The sequence below is a fragment of the Paludifilum halophilum genome (genome assembly GCF_002245355.1).
Classification (GTDB): Bacteria; Bacillota; Bacilli; order Thermoactinomycetales; family DSM-45169; genus Paludifilum; species Paludifilum halophilum.
Genome location: NZ_NOWF01000004.1, coordinates 263,570 through 281,923, shown reverse-complemented (window position 1 = coordinate 281,923; position 18,354 = coordinate 263,570). Strand labels below are relative to the sequence as shown.

Genomic DNA, 18,354 nt, shown 5'->3' with positions numbered 1-18,354 from the left:
GCAATCTCTGCGGAAATATGGTATGCTACTGGGAAGAATGCTGGACTGGAAAGGAATTATCGCCGTGTATTCATTGTTGCGAAACCAATTGTTCCGCATGGATCCGGAACAGGCCCACGAATGGACGATCCGCGGTCTGCAACAGGCACAGCGGTTTCCCTTCGTGTTGAAAACCCTCCAACGGCGGATGGAGGTGGAGGATCCGCGTTTAAAAGTGAGTTTTTCCCGGATTCGCTTCCCCAATCCCGTCGGCTTGGCGGCCGGTTTCGATAAACACGCACAGGTCTACCCCGCCTTAGCCGCCCTGGGATTCGGCTTTGTGGAAGTGGGTACGCTCACCCCCCGGAGACAATCGGGCAACCCGCGCCCCCGCCTCTACCGACTTCCGGAGGATCAAGCTGTGATTAACCGGATGGGGTTTAACAACGGTGGAGTGGAACAGGCCCGTTCTCTTCTGTCCACCTTCCCCCGCCCCGGAATCCCGATCGGAATCAATCTGGGAAAAAATAAACAAACACCCCAGGAAGAAGCGGCTTCCGACTACCGGCACGGTTTGCGGGCCTTGTATCGTCACGGGGATTACTTCGCCATCAATATCAGTTCCCCGAATACCCGAGGACTGCGAGACTTGCAGCAATCAAAGCCTTTGGAGAAACTTCTTTCCCTGATCATGGCGGAGAGGGACGAGATGAAGGATGAGACAGGGGAAACCCGTCCCGTCTTTTTGAAACTGGCCCCAGACCTGACACAAGATCAGATGACAGAGGCGGTCCAAGTCGGTATGGAACTGGACATCGACGGCTTTATCGTTTGCAACACCACCCTGTCCCGAGAGGGATTAAAAAATCCCTTGAAGAAGGAAGAAGGAGGTATGAGCGGAAAGCCTCTCGCTCCCTTATCGACGAAAATGATCCGCCACCTTTACCGGATCAGCGAAGGCCGGATGCCCATCATCGGCGTCGGCGGCATTTTCACCGGTGACGACGCCTATGAGAAGATCCGTGCGGGAGCTTGTCTGATTCAAGTCTATACCGGCATGATCTACCGGGGCCCCTCCATCGCCCGGGAGATCAACCGGGAACTCCTCCACCGGCTGGAAAAGGACGGCTACGACCACATTTCCGAGGCGGTCGGACAGGACGCCTAGTGCCTCTTCAAGCCGCTTTCGTCGGCTTTTGGACGATTGCCGAGTAGTCGGGCTGGCAGGCCGCCTCCAATCTCTTGCAATGTGCCCGGACGAAACATGATATCGGACATGCAATGACGCCCCCTCAAAGGAGGGGGCGTCGTTTTCAATACGGATCGATAAAAAGCAATCTTAGAAAGCAAACCAAAAAGCTGTAAAACACTTCCTCCTTTAATCGGAGCGTTTTGATTCCGTCACACGAAAAGAACAAGACGCCCACTGCAAAGGACGCGACAAAAAGACTTAAAAAGGGATGAAGTTTCCATTTCGCCGTCGCAAACACAATAAACAAGATACCCAAAAACGATACCAATACAAGCCACGGCCCCTGCAACATCTCCTTGATCCCCCTTTTTTCCGACAACCGTTTCCGCCGTATCAATCGTCCCCTTTCGATTGCGTTCCGTGAATCATCATACTGTATATTTGCAAAATAGAAATCATGCTGAGAAGAAGGAATATCGAAAGGGATGGTTAATATTTTATCTATATCATCCCGTACAAGGAAAGGGGATCTCGATGTATTTAGAAGTATTTGCAGTCGGTATTTTAGCCGGGATGTCACCGGGTCCTGATTTTTTTGTCGTGATGAAAAACAGTTTGGGATTCGGATATCGGGTCGGTATTGCGACCGCTCTCGGAATCGCCTTGGCGCTGATTGTTCACATCACCTATACCATTTTGGGGTTTACCCTGATTCTTCAACAATATCCCAGCCTGTTTATCGTGATACAGATCGCGGGAGCTCTTTATCTCCTCTGGCTGGGGTGGAATGCCATTCGTTCAGCACCGAAAAAAGGCGAACTGAACACAGACGTGGATGTTGAGCAAAAGGAAAAAAGCTCTTTACAGGGATTTCGAGAAGGATTTTTATGTAATGTATTAAACCCGAAAGCGGCTTTGTTTTTTCTCAGTATCTTTTCGCAATTCATCACGGCGGATACGGCCGGTTGGGTTCAATGGATCTATGGTTCGGAAGTGATCGCGGCGGTTGGTTTGTGGTTTGTTCTGCTGGCGATCATTATTTCTTATCCGAAATTCAGATCCTTCTATAAAAAATATTCCTACTGGTTCGATCGACTTTTGGGCGGGATTTTGATTTATTTCGCCGTCCGGATCATGATTTCAGCCATGAAAGCCTAGAAGCGTTGTGACAAAGCTCCTGTTCGGGAGGGTGGAGTTCCACACGGAGTGCCTTTGGCTCGTCAGAACAACGAAACGGAGTGTGGAACCCCACCCCGACCCACCAAGGATGTGCTAAAATCACAACGCTTCTAGGGCGTGTCCAGTAAAAAACGACTCGATGTTAACCGGATGAAGGAGCCGACTTTGCCCCGGACGACAGACGAAACGGACGGGAAAACATTCCCGCCCGCCTGACTACAAACACGGGGATGGACGGACTGTCCATCCTTCATCTCCGTTCGTTCACGACCAGAAGATCAATTTCTTGGATGGTGACAATCCGATGAAAGAACTGATTGTAATGCGTTCCGTATCTCCATCGGCTTCTTCGACTTCATGATAATACTGGGGATTAAAGGCGATCCATTCCCCCCGCTCCGGAACGATTCGAACAGCATCGGCATTCTCGACCACACGCTCATCGTATCCATAACTGTCTTTTCGTTTGTAATACGTCTGATCGGACTTTCTCCACGGTCGTTGATAAACGACGGTCGCCCCACCACTGGAGCTGGTTTGAAGATAAATATTCCAAGTCAGTTGGGCATAAATTTTACCAATCGTCCAGTCCGGATCACGTCCATCCAACCCTCCGGCCCAATCGGTATGCAACAACGCCCGGTTCATCACCCGTACGAGTCCCGCGAAATAGGAGTGATTGCTCTCTTCTTCCCTCGCGATCCCCGCAGGAGACCCCCAAGCCTCACCGACAGCATCGATGACCATTCCGACCGGGTCGCCTGAGTCTCGAAAGATCGATTCCCTGGCTTGATTGGCCTTTTCCGCCTTTCGGAAATACTCCCTTTTTGCGTCCTCACTGAAACGGTGTTCAAACTGGGTGATTCCGATTTTTCCGATTTTCGGGTAGACTCCTTCATAATAGTCCACCCCATAACGCTTGATTCCTTCGAGCGCCTTCGAACAAAGTTGGGGAGACAAAAAATGGGGGATACGAACAGCACCGATCTCGCCTTTGAACAGCCCGTCCAACAATTCCTTAGTCAGCTGATTGGCCTTCACGACCTCCCAAGCGGTCATCATTCGATTCATCGAAAACCCTCCCAAATCAAGGAAAATCACCCTTATTTAAAAAATATATATAAGATTCTATCACATACTGCGCCTGATTTACAGATATCGGATAAAAGGTTATTAGAAGGAAGGGGCGTTTCAGAATGAAATATCGCATTTACGATGTCCGGATTTTAACCGGTGATCCCTCTCGAGTCATCGATCAAGGGGCGATTATTTTTGATCAGTCCGGAATTTTGGGGATTGGCAATCCGGATATCACCAGCGATGTCGATGTGGAAATCAACGGGGCGGGAATGACTGTCTTGCCCGGTCTGATTGATGCTCATGTTCATTTGGGAATGGATTGTTCTCCGGACCCTTTTCAGCAAATCCAATTGGACCGTGAAGCCGATACCGCCTTTAAGGCTTACCGTCAAGGAATACAATTTTTACAATCCGGAATTACGACCATCCGCAATTTGGGAACCAAAAACCACGTCGATATCGCTTTTCGCCAATCCATGGAACAAGGGATCGCCACCGGCCCCCGAGTATTTGCCGCCGGACAACCGATCGTGATCACAGGCGGGCACGGTTACCCCATGGCTACGGAAGCCGATGGTGTCGAAGAAATCCGTAAAGCGACACGCCATCAAATCAAGATCGGTGCCGATGTCATCAAGCTGATGGCTACCGGAGGTGTCCTCACCGCAGGAACGGATCCCGGTTCCCCGCAGTTGACTTTGGAGGAATTACGATGTGCTTGCGAGGAAGCTTGCCGCGCTTCGAAAACGACCGCCGCCCACGCTATCGGGTTAGAAGGTGTGAAAAATGCGATAAAAGCGGGAATTACAACGATCGAACACGGTTATATACTGGACGATGAAGCGATTGAAATGATGATCGAACGGGGAACCTTTCTGGTACCTACACTGCTGGCACCTCTGTTAATTCTCGAACAGGGCCGATCCGTCCCCCGGCATATGATTGAAAAACTGCAGAAGATCGAAGAGGAACATCGTTCAAGTTTTCGTAAAGCTTTAAAAGCCGGTGTCAAAATCGCTGTGGGAACCGATGCAGGAACGCCGTTTAATATGCCCGGTCTCATCGTCAACGAGATGGAGTTAATGCTGAAAGAAGGGATGTCCGCCTTGGATGTCATTCACTCAGCAACCCGTATGGGAGCCGAATGTTTGCATATCGGGGAACGGACAGGAAGCCTCGATCTCGGAAAATGGGCCGATATCATCCTGGTTGAAGGAAATCCGCTGAATGATTGGTCCTCTTTAAAACGGATTCGACAGGTTTTTAAAGGGGGGCAACCGTTATTCCCTTAAGACCGCTTCATTTCGGTAGAAAAATCGGACCATCCGGCCCTAAAGGCAACCCGAATAAAAACCAAAGGACAAACAGCAACATCCAAAAGACCGCAAAAAAGATGGAGTAAGGCAGCAAGAGTGCCATTAATGTACCCATTCCGATTTTCGCGTCATATTGTCTCGCAAAGGAAAGGAGAATCACGAAATAGGGCAACATCGGCGTGATCGGATTCGTTACCGAGTCTCCGATTCGATAGGCTAACTGGGTGACAGCCGGATGATATCCCAACATCATGAACATGGGCACAAAAACCGGCGATAGGATCGCCCATTTCGCCGAGGAGCTGGCCAAAATCAGATTAATCAAACTGGCCAACAAAATGAATCCGATGAACATCGGAATTCCCGTCAAGTTCATCTTCTCTAAAAAGCCGGCTCCTTTGATGGCGATAATCGGTCCTAACTGGCTCCATTCAAAGTATGCAATCGTCTGGGCCGCCACAAAGACCAAAACGATATAAGGCCCCATTTCCTTCATCGCTTCGCCAAGGTATTTTGTCACATGGCGATCGGATCGGATCGTTTTCGCCCCTATACCATATACCACTGCCGGGATAAAAAAGAGAAAGGTGATAATCGGCACAATACCCGTCATAAAAGGGGCATCCTTGGTCAACGATCCAGTCTCCGGATTCCTCAACAACCCATCTTCAGGAACGGTGAGTAATAATAACAAGAAGATATACATCAAAAAGGAAATCCCGGCCCAACGCAGTCCGCAACTTTCCTGTCGACTCAAGGGTTCCACCTTCACCGCTTGCCCCGTGTACTCCCCCAATCGGGGAATCGTGATTTTATAAGTGACCCAAGTGCAAACCACGATTAACAGAAAGGAGGAAGCGATTAAAAAGTAATAATTCATAGCCGGATTCCCCACATAATCGGAATCAATCATATGAGCCCCGGCCTCAGTAAATCCCGCTACCAGAACATCCAACACATTGATCACCAAATTCGCTGCAAAACCGCCGGCCACTGCGGCATATGAAACAACCAAGCCGACAAGAGGGTGATAGCCCAATGCCATTAAAACCATGGCTGCAATCGGAGGTAGTACGACAAAAGCGGCATCTCCGGTCGCATTTCCCATCATCGCCATAAAGATAATCACCGGGATGACCCATGCCGACGGTGCGGCTAATACGGTCCGCTTCAAAAGAGCGGAAATGAGACCGCTCTTTTCAGCGAGGCCTACCCCTGTCATGATCACTAAAACGAGCCCAAGAGGCGGAAACTGAGTAAAATTGGACACCATTCCAGTCAGCATTTGTACCAATCCATTACCGCTTAACAGACTTTTGGCCTGAATCGTTTCCCCCGTGGAGGGATGGACCGCTGTAACAGGACCCATCGCCGCAAAATGAGAAACGACGATCATGATCAAAGCGAGAATGATAAATAAGGTAACCGGATCCGGCAATTGGTTTCCATATTTCTCAAGGATATCGAGAAAGCGGATAAAAGATCGTTGTTTCAACGGACGTTTTGATGGATCAACCGGGGAAGGTCTCATTGATGATCCCTCCATAAAAATTGTATTATTATGATAAATGTATCGATTTAGTTTATATATTCCACCCATTTGTCCCTTTTCCTTTTCCCGAACTGGCGGGAGAGGATGAAAAAACCGGCGAATCGCCTTTTTTCGTCGATTCGCCGGTTCTGCTTGTCGCTGTTTTTTCTCTTTAACTTGAACCCTTTCGTGCAATTACCGGGAGAATGATCGCCGAGGGCCGTTCAGTATCGTGGTAGATGGTTTGTTCGGCCGCGGACATGTCCGTGGTTTGGCCGAGGGGGGCTCCGGTGTTCAGGTTGCGGTCATATTTGGGAAAAGCGCTGGAAGCCACCTCGACCCGGATGCAGTGCCCTTTGCGAAAGACATGGGCCGTGTTCCAGCAGTCCACCTTGTACCGGTACACCTTTCCCGGCTCCACCAGCTCCGGGCGGTCCATCCCTTTACGGAAACGGGCCCGGACCATCCCGTCGGTCAACCGCTGTGCGAATCCGCTCGGCCAAACATCCAACAGCTTGACCATAAAGTCGGTATCCCGCGCATCGGTGGAAGCGTATAATTCCATTTCCACCGGACCGGTTACTTCCAGTTCCTCCGACAACGGTTCCGTCGTGTAAACCAGAACATCATCCCGCCGTTCGATGGCGGAGTAATCATCGGGGCCTCCGATCTGGCTGGAGGTCATCTCGGTGATATAGGGAACCGGCCGTTCCGGATCGTACGTATACCGATCGGGAGACTCTTGCTTCGGTGGTTGGGGGGAGAGCGTCCCGTCGCCGAAGCGGCTGTTAGCTTTACCTCCGCTGTGAAGGTAATAGGAAGTCCATTGTGTGTCCGGCAGCGGCCAGGCACTTTCCTCCCGCCACCGGTTTTCTCCCATGATGAACAGGCGCACCGGTTTTTCGTCCATGATGCCGTTCTCTTCACCCTTGAGCCAATAGTCAAACCATCGCAGCTGGTAACCATCCAGGTCGATCAGGGAGTCGGGACCGAAATCCAGCTCCCCCAACGCAGTGGAACGATTGACCCGGTGGGGCCAGGGTCCCATGATCATTTTCTGGTTCTTTCGTGCCCGTTCGGTTCCGGCAAACCGGGTCATACCGGCAAAGTTGAGAGGTGTCCCCACTTGTTCGTCATCATACCAGCCGGAGATGTGAAGAACCGGCATATCCAATTCATGAAAGCGATCCTGATAGCAAAGCCGACGCCACCAATCATCCAACCGGGTATGCTCCATCTGCTCCCGCCAGGAGGGCAGTCGTTTTCCTGTCCGCTCATCCATTGTAACCAAAGGCAAATGCTGATACACCCGCTCCCAATCGATTACATCCACATCCTGCATCACCCGGCCGCTGGTCATATACAGCCAGCACACATGATGGGGTGTCGGCACACCGGTGGGCCACTCAACGAAAGGATCGGACGGAGAAACCGTCGAGATCATCGCTTTCAAATGAGGAGGGCGGGTCAGCGCCGCCAGCCACTGAATCCGGCCCAGATAAGATCCCCCCATCGTCCCCACTTCTCCATTGCACCAAGGCTGGGCCGCCGCCCACTCGATGGTGTCGTGTCCATCGATCCCTTCATTAAAATAAGGAACGAACTCCCCGTCGGAATCGCCTCTCCCTCTCACGTCCATCAGGATGACGGCATATCCGTGCGAAGCATATGTTTTTCCTTGGCGATCCATCGCCTTTCCCGTCTTTCCATATGGAGTACGAACCACGATCGCCGGAAAAGGCCCGTTCTCCTTCGGTCGGTACACATCTGCCGACAGAGTGATACCGTCCCGCATCGGAACCCGGACATCCCGTTGAATGGATACCTCTTTTTCACGCTTTTCCGTCTCTGTTTTCACCTGTTATCCCCCTTATGAAACAGGATAAAGTCCCACAAAGGATCTCCGCTGGCCTGCCTCCCTCCCCAACTCGATTTCCAAATGGGGCACTTATTTCCCCTTTAAAATTTCGATGGACGACCGGCCTCTTCCTTGCTGGGGTCGTCTTATGCCTTCCAGCAATGGAGAGGGTGCCACAAAAAAGGCGCCCTCTCCTTTTAAGGATCGCCTGATTCACCTTCATATCCATGAATGGTCACGGTTTTCCACTCTTGCTTATAAGGGTCGGGAATCGGAACATCGCCCTTGAATATCTCCTCAATCTCTTCTTCTCCCCAGTCGAACTTACGGTCCGCCTGACTGACAGCACGAACCACCTTCCAACCACGATCCACCTCTTTGAAATCCATGCGAATCATTCGCCGATACTGGGGGATCCAAATGATCAATCCGGTAGCCTTTTTGGATTGGACCTCCCGAATATTCACCTTCAACTATTGTTGAGGATGATGATTCGCCTTAGGAATACCTTTTTCAGCTATTTTTTAATCTCTTTCTTTACTCATAGTCGAACCCCCTTCGCCTTCAGTCGGCAAAGGGGGTTCCGTTTTTCTCATTCAAATCTCTTTTAGTTTTTCTTTTCGATCCCGCTTGTTCATACGCCGGGTCTCGGGGTCAAACCAGCTGTAGACCACCGGAATCACCAGTAATGTCAGCAGGGTGCTGCTCAGGAGACCGCCGATAACGGCTACGGCCATCGGCTGTTGGATTTCGGTCCCCTCACCCAGACCCAAGGAAAGGGGAAGCAATCCGAGGATGGTTGTGGTGGCCGTCATCAGAATGGGGCGCATCCGGGTGAGGCTCCCCTCCACAATCGCTTGCAGGCTGGACAAGCCTCGAGCCTTCAGTTGGTTGATGTAATCCACCAGTACAATCGCGTTGTTGACGACAATACCGGCCAGAACGATCAAACCGATCATCGCCGTCACACCCACCGGGGTCCGGGTCAGGTACAGCGCTCCCGCCACACCGATCACCATTAACGGCAGGGTGAGCATGATCACAAAGGGGTACTTGAACGATTCAAACTGAGCTGCCAATACCAGGAAAACAAACAGGATCGCCAAGCCGGCGGCCAAACCGAGATCCTGAATAGAATCTCCGAAAAGTTCCGCGGAACCGGTGTATTTGACGTCGAGATCATCCGGAAGACCGATCCGGTCCAATTGTTGCTCGACCTCTTGCTGTACCGTCCCTAGATCCTGATCCCCGTATTGAACTTGATATTCAATGCTGTTCTGCTGATCGCTCCGGTTAATGGTGATGGGTCCTTCCTCATCCTTCACATCCGCCACTTCGGATAAGGGAACCGTTTTTTCCCCTGTCGTCGGAATCGGCAACTCCTTCAGGTTTTCCGGAGATTGTTTGAATGACTTTTCGTAACGGAGGAACACATCCAAGGTTCCTTCCTTCTCCAGATCCGCCCGGGTAACCACTTCCCCCCGGGTGGCACTGGCGACAGCTCCCACGATTTGTGCGGGAACCAAACCTTCCTCCTCCGCCTTTTCCCGGTCGACCCGAACCTGGAGCTCCGGTTTGGTTTCCTTGCGGGAATTCGTCACTTCCTGAACATCATCCAGCTTTTCAATCTCCTGGGTGATTTTATCTTCCCATTTCTCCAGCTTCGCTTTTTTGCCGCTCACGGTGAATTCCAGGGTATTGGGAGCACCGGCGGCTTCAAAGGAAGACTGCTCCTGAAGGGTGACTTCCGCTTCAGGATCCACTTCATTCAACTGGGGTCTGAGGTCGTCCATGATCGAGCGGGTTGTTCGATTCCGCTCATTGGGATCGACGGCGTTGACATAGATCTGGGCAATATTGCGCCCGCTTTCGCCGAACATGGCGTTCTGTCCCCCATCACTGCCCATGGAAAGTTGGAAATGGGCGATATCCTCTTCCTCGGACAGAATCTTCTCCACTTCTCCGGTCACTTCATCCGTCTTTTCCAAACCGGTCCCCGGCGGCATCTTCACCTTGACGATAAAAATACCCTCATCGGCGGCAGGCAAAAATTCCGTACCGACCGCTTGAACCCCGGCCCCGCCCAACAGCAATAGAATCAAAGCGATGGCGAGGACCGTTTTGCGGTGGGTGAGAGAACCCTTCAATAAACGGCTCAAGATGCGATATGGCGCTTGATTCCGCCGCTGTCGCTCAGTGCCGCGGCGCGGCTTTTTCATGATCGCCGCCGCCATCACCGGAACGATGGTCAAAGATACCAGTAAAGAAGCGATCAGGCTGAAGGAAACCGTAAAAGCGAACTCCTTAAACAGCTGTCCGACGATACCGGAGACAAAGACCACCGGCACAAACACAAAAACCGTAGTCAATGTCGATGCCGTGATTGCCGCCGCCACTTCTCCCGCACCTTCTCCGGCCGCTTCCTTGGGCGTTTTCCCGGTCTGAAGGTGGCGATAGATGTTTTCAATCACAACGATGGCGTTGTCCACCAACATCCCGACACCGAGGGCCAAACCGCCCAGGGTCATAATGTTGAGGCTGAAGTCGGCAAAATACATCATCACAAACGCAGTGACCACTGAAACGGGAATCGCCACGCCGACAATCAGGGGACTTCGGAAAGAACGCAGGAACAAAAACAGAACCAGCATGGCCAGGACGGCACCGCCCACCATCGTCGTGCTGACATTTTGGACGGATTGTTCCACATACTTGCCCTGGTCAAAAATCGTGACGATATCGGTATCCAGCGTTTGATTCAGATTTTCAATCTCCTGGCGAACATCCTGGGAGACCCCCGCCGTATTGGCACCGGACTGCTTAAAAACATTGATACCGATACTCGGTTTCTGGTTGGTCCGTGTGATGACGTTTTTTTCTTCCGTTGTTTTCTTCACCTCGGCAACATCATCCAAGGTGATTTTATCCCCTGTTCCCGGATGGACAGCCACTGTCAGATCTCTGATCTCTTTCAGACTGGACAGCTCGGAAACCACCCGGGCCGTCAGGTCATCCTTCCCGTCTTTGACGATTCCACCGGGTTGGCTGACATTGTTCGCTTCCAGCCGATCTTTGACATCCCCTTGGGTGAGACCGTACTTTTTCATCTCATCGGCATCGAGCGAGATGTTTACCTGGCGGTCGAGAAGACCCGACTCGTCGGCGCTTGCCACTCCCGGCAGTTTGGACAAGGATTGAACGATCCGGTCTACATCTTCTTCCATGACCTGGGAATCACGTTTTCCGTCGAGAACGGACAGTTGCATAATCGGAAAGCTGGAGGGATCGAATTTCAAAAAGTTGGGCTTCCCCACATCCTCGGGAAGATCCGTTCGGTTGAGGCGGGAAATCACATCGTTTTGCACTTGCTTAATGTCCTGGGACCAATCGAACTCCAGCAAAATCAAGGTCGACCCTTCTTGGGACTGACTCTGGATCGTTTTCAGACCGGCTAGGGTTCCCAATTGCTTCTCCAGCGGTTTGGTCACCTTCTCCAGAACCTCGTGCGGTCCCGCTCCGGGATAGGAGGCCACGACTGCTCCTATCGGGGGCTGAATTTCCGGAAGCAGATCCGTCTGCAAATTCATGACGGAAACCGCACCCATAACAAGTATGATAATAACGGCAACCGTTGTCAGTACCGGTCGACGAATCGCTGATTGGGCCAACCACATCCCCGATTCCTCCTGTTCGTCTAGAAAAATGGTGCTCTGTCTTTCATTCACTGGTGGGTGGTTATCCGCCGTTCAAAGCCCCATACCACCTATCATCTGCAAGCAGAAAAGGGCTTTTTCGTGATCGTACATTCACCCGTTGGTGAGACCGGGTGAGGTATCGTTTCGTCGCTGAACCTGTCTTTCAATTAGCATGATCATTCCTTCCCCTTTCATCCGGTCCGATATACGGCCATCCACCTCAAAAAGGAAGATCTGATTCATATAAATCCCTATAGCCCCCGAGGGACCTATTGCCCCTTCAGGCAACTTTGATCTGTTTTATCCCTTGCTGGAGGTGGTCGGGCTGGTAGGCCGTCTCCGATCTCTTGCAAAAAACGCAAAGGATCACGCCGGCCTACCACCCTCCCAACTTGGTTACCAGATGGGGCACTATGTACGATCCGGAATGGAGTAAGCCAAACCATTCAATACCGCGTTCACCCATAGATCGATATCCTCCTCGGGTAGCATACCACACTCCTGATTGACTGCTCCCTGCAACGCACTGAATACAATTCTTTCAGCGATGGCGGGAGAAACCCGGATCTCCCCGGTTTCCACCCCTTCCCGCAACAGGGAACGAACCGGATCCCACAAGGTCTCCTGATAGATTTCCCACACTTCTTCTTTCCGTTCCGGAAATACGAAAGGGACATCCGGGGCAATCGATTGATGAAAATGGCTCATATTGGGATGTTCCAAGGCCATCGAGCAAGCTGTCCGCAAATACTCGGCCAACCGGTGGGAAACCGGGGCGTCCAGCCTTAGGATCAGAGCCATTCGTTTTTTCCACCAATCCAGGGAGTAGCGAATCAAGGTGAGGAAAACATCCTGTTTATCTTTGAAATAATAGTAAACCAGTCCTCGTCCCACCCCAGCACGGCGGGCAATCTCTCCCATCTCCGCACCGTGGTAGCCTCGATCCCGATAGACACTCAGAGTCGCATCCAAGATCTGTCGAATCCGTTGTTCGCGAATTTCCCGGTTTTGTTTGGGTGATCGCGGCATCCTTTTTCACCTCATAATGATTGACTGACACACAAGTCGACTTTCATTTTATAAAGGGACTCCGCGTCGTTCAATGATTTCAAAGGTACATTGTTGTGAACATTAATGAAAAATGATGGTCATGGAAAAGATAATAAGGATTTTTAAAGAAAAAATAAGATCCTATTTGACTTTTTCTAAGGAAATTCTATTACACTCGGCTACAGCATCGAAAAAGGAGTAATCCAATGATATCCAGTCGAATCCTTTTTTTGTTGAAATTTGCCCGTTCACCGCGAACCATCGGCAGCATCACACCGAGCTCCTCTTTTTTGGCGTCCAAGATGCTCCAACCGATTCACTGGCCTTCGACCCGTACGATCGTTGAGTTGGGAGCCGGGACCGGACCGGTAACCGCCCTGATCCATCGCAACAAAACCAAGGATTGTCGCGCTTTTATTTTTGAGAAAGACCCGGAGCTGCGACGTCAACTGATGATCGATTATCCGCACATGGTCCATGCCTCTGACGCGGAACACTTATCCTCTGAACTGAAAAGCCACGGAGTCAACCAGGTCGATGGTGTAATCAGCAGTCTACCCTTCGCCAGTCTGCCAAAACCGGTTCGAAAGCGAATCTTGGATGAGGTTCAATCGATCCTGAAACCCGGCGGCCCTTTTATCGCTTTTCAATATTCCTTGCAGTTGAAACGTCAATTGGCCCAACGATTTCCCCAAGTCGATCTGCATTTCGTCCCATTAAACCTGCCGCCGGCCTTCGTTTATTCCTGTCGCTGATTACAGGCAGTAGATCCGGAATGCGCGGTTTGATATTCTGTTGATGGGATCGCTTTTCATCGATGCGGAAAAAATTCGGCAAAGCCTGCGCATCCATCCTAATCGTCGTGCTCAGTATTGCCGGAGGAACCGCCATCACTCTTTTGATGAATTTCCTCTTCGGTACATCCATCAACGTCAAGACTTCTTCTACCACTATCGACGATTTACAAAGAGTCTCCTTGCAAGGTCAAAGAAAAGATCTCTTTCTCAACCGATTCCATTCTAAACGTACTCAATGAAATCGCTCAAAATAAAAAAGCGAAACTGATGATCGCTGATCAAAGACGGAGAAACCGGAGGGTAAGGAAGGATAACCTTGAAAAGAAAAGATATCTACATATATCCGGCCGTTTACCGCGATGATGAAAATAAATAATCGGGAGGGAGAAAACGGGTAAAAAAACGATGGTTGCTCTTTTTGATCCTACCTCTTTTATTATCGGGATGTTTAAAACAAGAACCACACGAAGAATTTACTCACGAACCTTCAGAGAAACCAAACCCAAAGAGAAAATCTTACACGATTATGCGGAGGAATCGAAAAACATTATATCATCCCTCAAAACATCCTTACATTGGACAAAGCCTCTGTTATCTCTCCAACGGGAAGTAACAATGATCAAATTAGCATTGAATATACAGTCAATGGACTTCGATCCGGAGAAAAAATCGGGAATTTCGGCATATCCGATTACAATTACCTTCAGAATCAAAAAGTAACAGAAGTTTCCGTCGGGGACCAAAGGTTGATGTGTACATGAAGGACTATGGTGATGATAAGAATTTACCATCGCGGGGGTATTTGAAACTAGAAAGAATCATCTACGGAGTAAGTATCTATGAGAGAATACCCTCTCAAGAAAAACGGGCAAAATTGTTGGAATCATTCAATCCATGGAAGAAATATCAGGAATGAAACCGTTCCAGGAATCCCAGCTTAAGGGATTCCCTATTTTTTATTGAAAAAGAAAAGAGCCGCAAAGCTTAGACACAAGTAAAGAACCACATAATCCAATTTGATGAAAGAATGGTTGCTCCATATCTTATATAAAACAAGAGAAAAAAACAGGAGTGCTTGGGATATAAACAATATGTTTCGTGTCCTTACGAGTGTTTCATACTTCACCCGTTCATCCATTTCAGGGAGTTGTGCTCTTTTTCTTCGATATCTTCTGACTCCCTCAGCTACACTGAAGCCTCCCGTTGCGAACAGAAAACCGAGCCATTGTATTTCTCCGGTTAACAGGCTGGCAACTCCAAAACCAAATGCCAATCCCAAGATGACACCCCAGAAATGATGCTTCATCGTAACCCTCTCCCTCTATTATTTTCCTCTTCCATCAAAATATGATCCATCGGTTGACCCAAAAACCTGTTTCCCCGAGTTTCCTGCAACATCAAAGAATCCGGCGGGATCCGCCGGATTCTTTGATGTCTTCAACTCGTCATGATACAGGCGATCCCTTGTACAGGATCGCCTGTTTTGGTTTGTTCAGTCGGATCGGGTGGCGTTCCCTCGACGAATCAGACGGATGGGGTTTCCCGCGACAAAGCCATGAGGGGGGACGTCCCGGTTGACCAGGGAACCCGCTCCGATCACGGCATGATCTCCGATCGTGACTCCGGGAAGAATCGTGGTGTTGGCACCGATCATCACATGGTCCCCGATGACAACGTCCCCCAGACGGTATTCTTCCACCAAGTATTCATGGGTGAGGATGGTCGTATTAAAACCGATGATGGTGTTTTTGCCGACCCGAATCCGCTCGGGATGAAGGAGATCGACAGTCACCTTAAAGGCGAAGGCCGTTCGCTCCCCCACCTCCATCCCCATCAGGTGCCGGTAGATCCAGTTTTTCCAGGGAAAGACAGGGATGTACCGGGCGATTTCCACCACCGCCGTATTTTTGAACAGGCGCCAAAAGGAAATCGTACGGTAAAGTTGCCACAGGGAATTGCTCCCTTCCACTGAAAACCGTTCGGTCCGCCTCATTCCCGGGCTCCTTTGTCCGGCTCAATACCCACGATGGGCAACAGGTCGGTCATCCGCTCCAGCAGAACGTCCGGTTGATAAGCCTTTAACGCCTCGGCTCCTCCATGGCTCCAAGCGACACCGGCGGCGGCTACACCCGCCCGTTTCGCCGCCTGCAGATCATAGCGGGTGTCTCCCACCATCAGTGTGGAGGAGGGATTCGCCCCGATCCCTTCCACCGCTTTCCGTATCGGGGACGGATCCGGCTTCGGCCGAGGCGTATCTCCGTTACAGACGACGACAGACATGTATTTTTCCAGGTCACACAGAGCAAGGCCCATTTCCACCGTCCGCCGCTGTTTGTTGGAGACAACACCCATACAAATCCCGGCTTGATACATCCGATCCAGGGTTTCCGCCACACCGGGGAATGCCTCGACATAATCATCATGGTGGGCAATATTATGCTCCCGATAGGTTTTTACCATCGCCTCGGCCTCTTCTTCACCGCCCAGCTTTTTCATCTGTTCCAGCAGAGGTTCACCCAGACAGGCGAGGATTTCCTTGTCTCCGTATTGACCCGGACAATGGCGATCCAAAGTGTGGCGAAAGGAAGCCATGATGAGGGGGGTCGTATCCAACAGCGTTCCGTCCAGGTCAAAGAGAACCGTCTTATATGTGTCGTTCATGCCCGTATCACCTCTTTAACCGATCACGCTGTCCTCTTTTTTCAGGTAAGGTTCGTCAGCCTTTCCTTTCAGACGGCGAAAGACAATCAGACCCGCTCCCGCCAACACCAGGCAAAGGCTGACCAATTGGGCGATCCGGATATTTCCGTCCACCATCACACCGGGTTCGAACAGGACCTGCATCGGGGTCCATAAACCATTCAACAACGAAGCCAGCCATGAGGGCCCGTCAAAAGTCAGGCTGTCCGTTCTCAACCCTTCGATGAAGAAACGGCCCAGGGAATACCAGATCAGATAGGTAAAGAAGATTTCTCCGCGACGGGGATTCCACTTGCGCATCCCGAGTAACAGCAAAAACCCGGTCAGGTTCCATACCGATTCGTAGAGAAATGTAGGATGGTAGTACATCCCCTGAATATTCATTCCCTCGATCAGCCAATCCGGAAGGTGTAAGCCCTCCAGGAATTGTCTGCTCACTTCACCGCCGTGGGCCTCTTGGTTGATGAAATTGCCCCAGCGTCCGATCGCTTGTCCGAGAATGATGCTGGGAGCGACAATGTCCGCCATCTGCAGGAAAGGAACTTCCCGCTTTTTCATGAAGATCGCACCCGCCACCAGCGCGCCGATCAGCCCTCCATGGATGGCCAGTCCACCCTTCCAAACCGCGACGATATCACCGGGGTTTTGCAGATAATAGTCCCACTCAAAAAAGACATAGTAAAGGCGCGCCCCCAGGATCGCGGCGGGAATGACCCAGATCATCATATCGAGGAACAGCTCGCTGTCCAATCCGTGTCGCTTCCCCTCCAAAATAGCGATCCACAACCCGATCAGAGCGGCGGACCCCATAATGATCCCGTACCAATGAATTTGAAGCGGCCCCAGGGAGATCGCTACAGGATCGATCACCTGCCCAAAAAGCATATGTATGGCTCCTCCTTTATGTACTCGTTCCAAATCCTTTCTCCATTTTAACCGAGTCCCCACCTAAATGAAACGCCGTCGGGGCCGCTTGGGTTGCGTCCAATTTCGGCGGAACAAAAAAGAACACTCGAAGTCCATTCCTTCAATCCAATTCGTCCGGATCCAAGGTTTGATTTAACTTTTGGGTAAAAGATTGGGCCGCATGGTAACCCATTCGTTTGAGCCGGAAATTCATCGCCGCCACTTCGATGATGACGGCCAGATTTCGTCCGGGCCTCACCGGCACAGTGAGGAGTGGGATCTCGGCATCGATGATCCGGATGCGTTCTTCTTCCAGTCCGAGCCGGTCATACTGCCGATTTTCCTGCCAAGCCTCCAGGCGAACCACCATGGATATCTTTTTGAACTCCCGGACGGCACCCGCTCCGAACAGGGTCATGACATTGATAATACCGAGCCCCCGGATCTCCAGCAGATAGCGGATTAACTCCGGAGCATGTCCCACCAAGTTGTCCTCCTCCGCCTGTGTAATCTCCACAGCGTCATCCGCGACCAACCGGTGTCCTCTCTTCACCAATTCCAGTGCGGTTTCGCTTTTTCCAATCCCGCTCCTGCCGACCAAGAGGACACCTACACCGTAAATGTCCACCAATACACCGTGCATCGTGGTAGTCGGAGCCAGCCGTTTTTCCAGATAATTGGTCACTTTGCTGGTAAAACGGGTGGTGGAGTCGGGAGAGCGAAGCACCGGAATCCCCTTCGCTTCAGCTGCGGACAAAAGTTCCGGCGGCGCCTCCTGTCCCCGGGTGATGCAAAAACAGGGGGTCTCCTCATGGCACAACTTTTGCAATCGTTTTTGCCGCTCTATCTCCGGAAGACGGGAGATAAAAGTCAACTCCGTTCGCCCCATCATCTGCAATCGTTCAACGGGATAATACGTGAAAAAACCCGCCAACTCCAGACCGGGACGATACAGGTCGCTGGTGACCAGAACCCGGTCCAACCCCTGTTCTCCTCCGATGATTTCCAAGTCGAACTGCCGTACCATCTCGTTGACCGTTACGTCTCTCTTCACCCCGGGGACCTCCTTTT

16 protein-coding genes are annotated in these 18,354 nt (G+C 51.0%); 4 read left to right on the top strand and 12 right to left on the bottom strand.

Annotation, left to right across the window (positions count from 1 at the left end; all coding sequences use genetic code 11):
• Window positions 1-64: 64 nt before the first annotated feature.
• The gene (locus tag CHM34_RS08525; RefSeq protein ID WP_094264249.1) at window positions 65-1,147 is read left to right on the top strand and encodes a quinone-dependent dihydroorotate dehydrogenase; all 1,083 of its coding nucleotides are present in this window, start codon (window positions 65-67) and stop codon (window positions 1,145-1,147) included.
• Window positions 1,148-1,292: 145 nt separating this feature from the next.
• Here CHM34_RS08525 and CHM34_RS08520 read toward each other — a convergent pair whose 3' ends face one another.
• Window positions 1,293-1,523, bottom strand: coding sequence for a hypothetical protein (locus tag CHM34_RS08520; RefSeq protein WP_141201665.1), 231 nt, complete (start codon window positions 1,521-1,523; stop codon window positions 1,293-1,295).
• Between the two features lie 182 nt (window positions 1,524-1,705).
• On the opposite strand from CHM34_RS08520, the gene CHM34_RS08515 reads away from it, so the two are divergent.
• On the top strand, window positions 1,706-2,329 hold the full coding sequence (locus CHM34_RS08515) for a LysE family translocator (RefSeq protein WP_094264174.1): 624 nt from the start codon (window positions 1,706-1,708) through the stop codon (window positions 2,327-2,329).
• A gap of 285 nt (window positions 2,330-2,614) precedes the next feature.
• Here CHM34_RS08515 and CHM34_RS08510 read toward each other — a convergent pair whose 3' ends face one another.
• Window positions 2,615-3,421, bottom strand: coding sequence for a 2OG-Fe(II)-dependent halogenase WelO5 family protein (locus tag CHM34_RS08510; RefSeq protein WP_240511937.1), 807 nt, complete (start codon window positions 3,419-3,421; stop codon window positions 2,615-2,617).
• A gap of 125 nt (window positions 3,422-3,546) precedes the next feature.
• On the opposite strand from CHM34_RS08510, the gene CHM34_RS08505 reads away from it, so the two are divergent.
• A complete protein-coding gene (locus CHM34_RS08505; protein WP_094264173.1) occupies window positions 3,547-4,722 on the top strand; it encodes a metal-dependent hydrolase family protein in 1,176 nt (391 codons plus the stop codon).
• Between the two features lie 7 nt (window positions 4,723-4,729).
• Here the strand turns inward: CHM34_RS08505 and CHM34_RS08500 are convergent, their stop codons facing one another.
• From CHM34_RS08500 to CHM34_RS08480, 5 genes are all read right to left on the bottom strand, one after another.
• Window positions 4,730-6,277 (bottom strand): AbgT family transporter, encoded by a 1,548-nt coding sequence (locus CHM34_RS08500; protein WP_094264172.1) that lies wholly within the window; start codon window positions 6,275-6,277, stop codon window positions 4,730-4,732.
• Window positions 6,278-6,449: 172 nt separating this feature from the next.
• Entirely contained in the window at window positions 6,450-8,135 is a 1,686-nt protein-coding gene (locus CHM34_RS08495) for a CocE/NonD family hydrolase (protein ID WP_240511936.1), read from the bottom strand.
• Between the two features lie 197 nt (window positions 8,136-8,332).
• Window positions 8,333-8,563: a hypothetical protein gene (locus CHM34_RS08490; protein ID WP_141201664.1), complete on the bottom strand. Its 231-nt coding sequence runs from the start codon at window positions 8,561-8,563 to the stop codon at window positions 8,333-8,335.
• A gap of 168 nt (window positions 8,564-8,731) precedes the next feature.
• Window positions 8,732-11,809 carry an efflux RND transporter permease subunit gene (locus CHM34_RS08485; protein WP_094264170.1) on the bottom strand — a complete coding sequence of 1,026 codons (3,078 nt, stop codon included), beginning with the start codon at window positions 11,807-11,809 and terminating at the stop codon, window positions 8,732-8,734.
• 432 nt (window positions 11,810-12,241) lie between these two features.
• Entirely contained in the window at window positions 12,242-12,859 is a 618-nt protein-coding gene (locus CHM34_RS08480) for a TetR/AcrR family transcriptional regulator (protein ID WP_094264169.1), read from the bottom strand.
• A 227-nt stretch (window positions 12,860-13,086) separates the two neighbouring features.
• Between CHM34_RS08480 and CHM34_RS08475 the strand changes: the two genes are divergently transcribed.
• Window positions 13,087-13,635 carry a class I SAM-dependent methyltransferase gene (locus CHM34_RS08475; protein WP_094264168.1) on the top strand — a complete coding sequence of 183 codons (549 nt, stop codon included), beginning with the start codon at window positions 13,087-13,089 and terminating at the stop codon, window positions 13,633-13,635.
• A 991-nt stretch (window positions 13,636-14,626) separates the two neighbouring features.
• Here CHM34_RS08475 and CHM34_RS08465 read toward each other — a convergent pair.
• From CHM34_RS08465 to hprK, 5 genes are all read right to left on the bottom strand, one after another.
• On the bottom strand, window positions 14,627-14,983 hold the full coding sequence (locus CHM34_RS08465; RefSeq protein ID WP_094264166.1) for a hypothetical protein: 357 nt from the start codon (window positions 14,981-14,983) through the stop codon (window positions 14,627-14,629).
• A 186-nt stretch (window positions 14,984-15,169) separates the two neighbouring features.
• Window positions 15,170-15,670, bottom strand: a complete 501-nt coding sequence (locus CHM34_RS08460) for an acyltransferase (RefSeq protein WP_094264165.1) — start codon at window positions 15,668-15,670, stop codon at window positions 15,170-15,172.
• Entirely contained in the window at window positions 15,667-16,338 is a 672-nt protein-coding gene (gene ppaX / locus CHM34_RS08455) for a pyrophosphatase PpaX (RefSeq protein WP_094264164.1), read from the bottom strand. Before ppaX ends, CHM34_RS08460 begins: the two co-directional genes overlap by 4 nt.
• A gap of 15 nt (window positions 16,339-16,353) precedes the next feature.
• On the bottom strand, window positions 16,354-17,262 hold the full coding sequence (gene lgt, locus CHM34_RS08450; protein WP_094264163.1) for a prolipoprotein diacylglyceryl transferase: 909 nt from the start codon (window positions 17,260-17,262) through the stop codon (window positions 16,354-16,356).
• 142 nt (window positions 17,263-17,404) lie between these two features.
• On the bottom strand, window positions 17,405-18,337 hold the full coding sequence (hprK, locus tag CHM34_RS08445) for an HPr(Ser) kinase/phosphatase (protein ID WP_276207691.1): 933 nt from the start codon (window positions 18,335-18,337) through the stop codon (window positions 17,405-17,407).
• Between the last annotated feature and the right edge of the window lie 17 nt (window positions 18,338-18,354).

Bases quoted from the DNA above. Each gene is read 5' to 3' on its own strand.
- lgt (WP_094264163.1), bottom strand. From the start codon at position 17,262: ATGCTTTTTGGGCAGGTGATCGATCCTGTAGCGATCTCCCTGGGGCCG.
- CHM34_RS08480 (WP_094264169.1), bottom strand. From the start codon at position 12,859: ATGCCGCGATCACCCAAACAAAACCGGGAAATTCGCGAACAACGGATT.
- CHM34_RS08510 (WP_240511937.1), bottom strand. From the start codon at position 3,421: ATGAATCGAATGATGACCGCTTGGGAGGTCGTGAAGGCCAATCAGCTG.
- CHM34_RS08465 (WP_094264166.1), bottom strand. From the start codon at position 14,983: ATGAAGCATCATTTCTGGGGTGTCATCTTGGGATTGGCATTTGGTTTT.
- ppaX (WP_094264164.1), bottom strand. From the start codon at position 16,338: ATGAACGACACATATAAGACGGTTCTCTTTGACCTGGACGGAACGCTG.
- CHM34_RS08485 (WP_094264170.1), bottom strand. From the start codon at position 11,809: ATGTGGTTGGCCCAATCAGCGATTCGTCGACCGGTACTGACAACGGTT.
- CHM34_RS08520 (WP_141201665.1), bottom strand. From the start codon at position 1,523: ATGTTGCAGGGGCCGTGGCTTGTATTGGTATCGTTTTTGGGTATCTTG.
- CHM34_RS08515 (WP_094264174.1), top strand. From the start codon at position 1,706: ATGTATTTAGAAGTATTTGCAGTCGGTATTTTAGCCGGGATGTCACCG.
- CHM34_RS08460 (WP_094264165.1), bottom strand. From the start codon at position 15,670: ATGAGGCGGACCGAACGGTTTTCAGTGGAAGGGAGCAATTCCCTGTGG.
- CHM34_RS08500 (WP_094264172.1), bottom strand. From the start codon at position 6,277: ATGAGACCTTCCCCGGTTGATCCATCAAAACGTCCGTTGAAACAACGA.
- CHM34_RS08475 (WP_094264168.1), top strand. From the start codon at position 13,087: ATGATATCCAGTCGAATCCTTTTTTTGTTGAAATTTGCCCGTTCACCG.
- CHM34_RS08505 (WP_094264173.1), top strand. From the start codon at position 3,547: ATGAAATATCGCATTTACGATGTCCGGATTTTAACCGGTGATCCCTCT.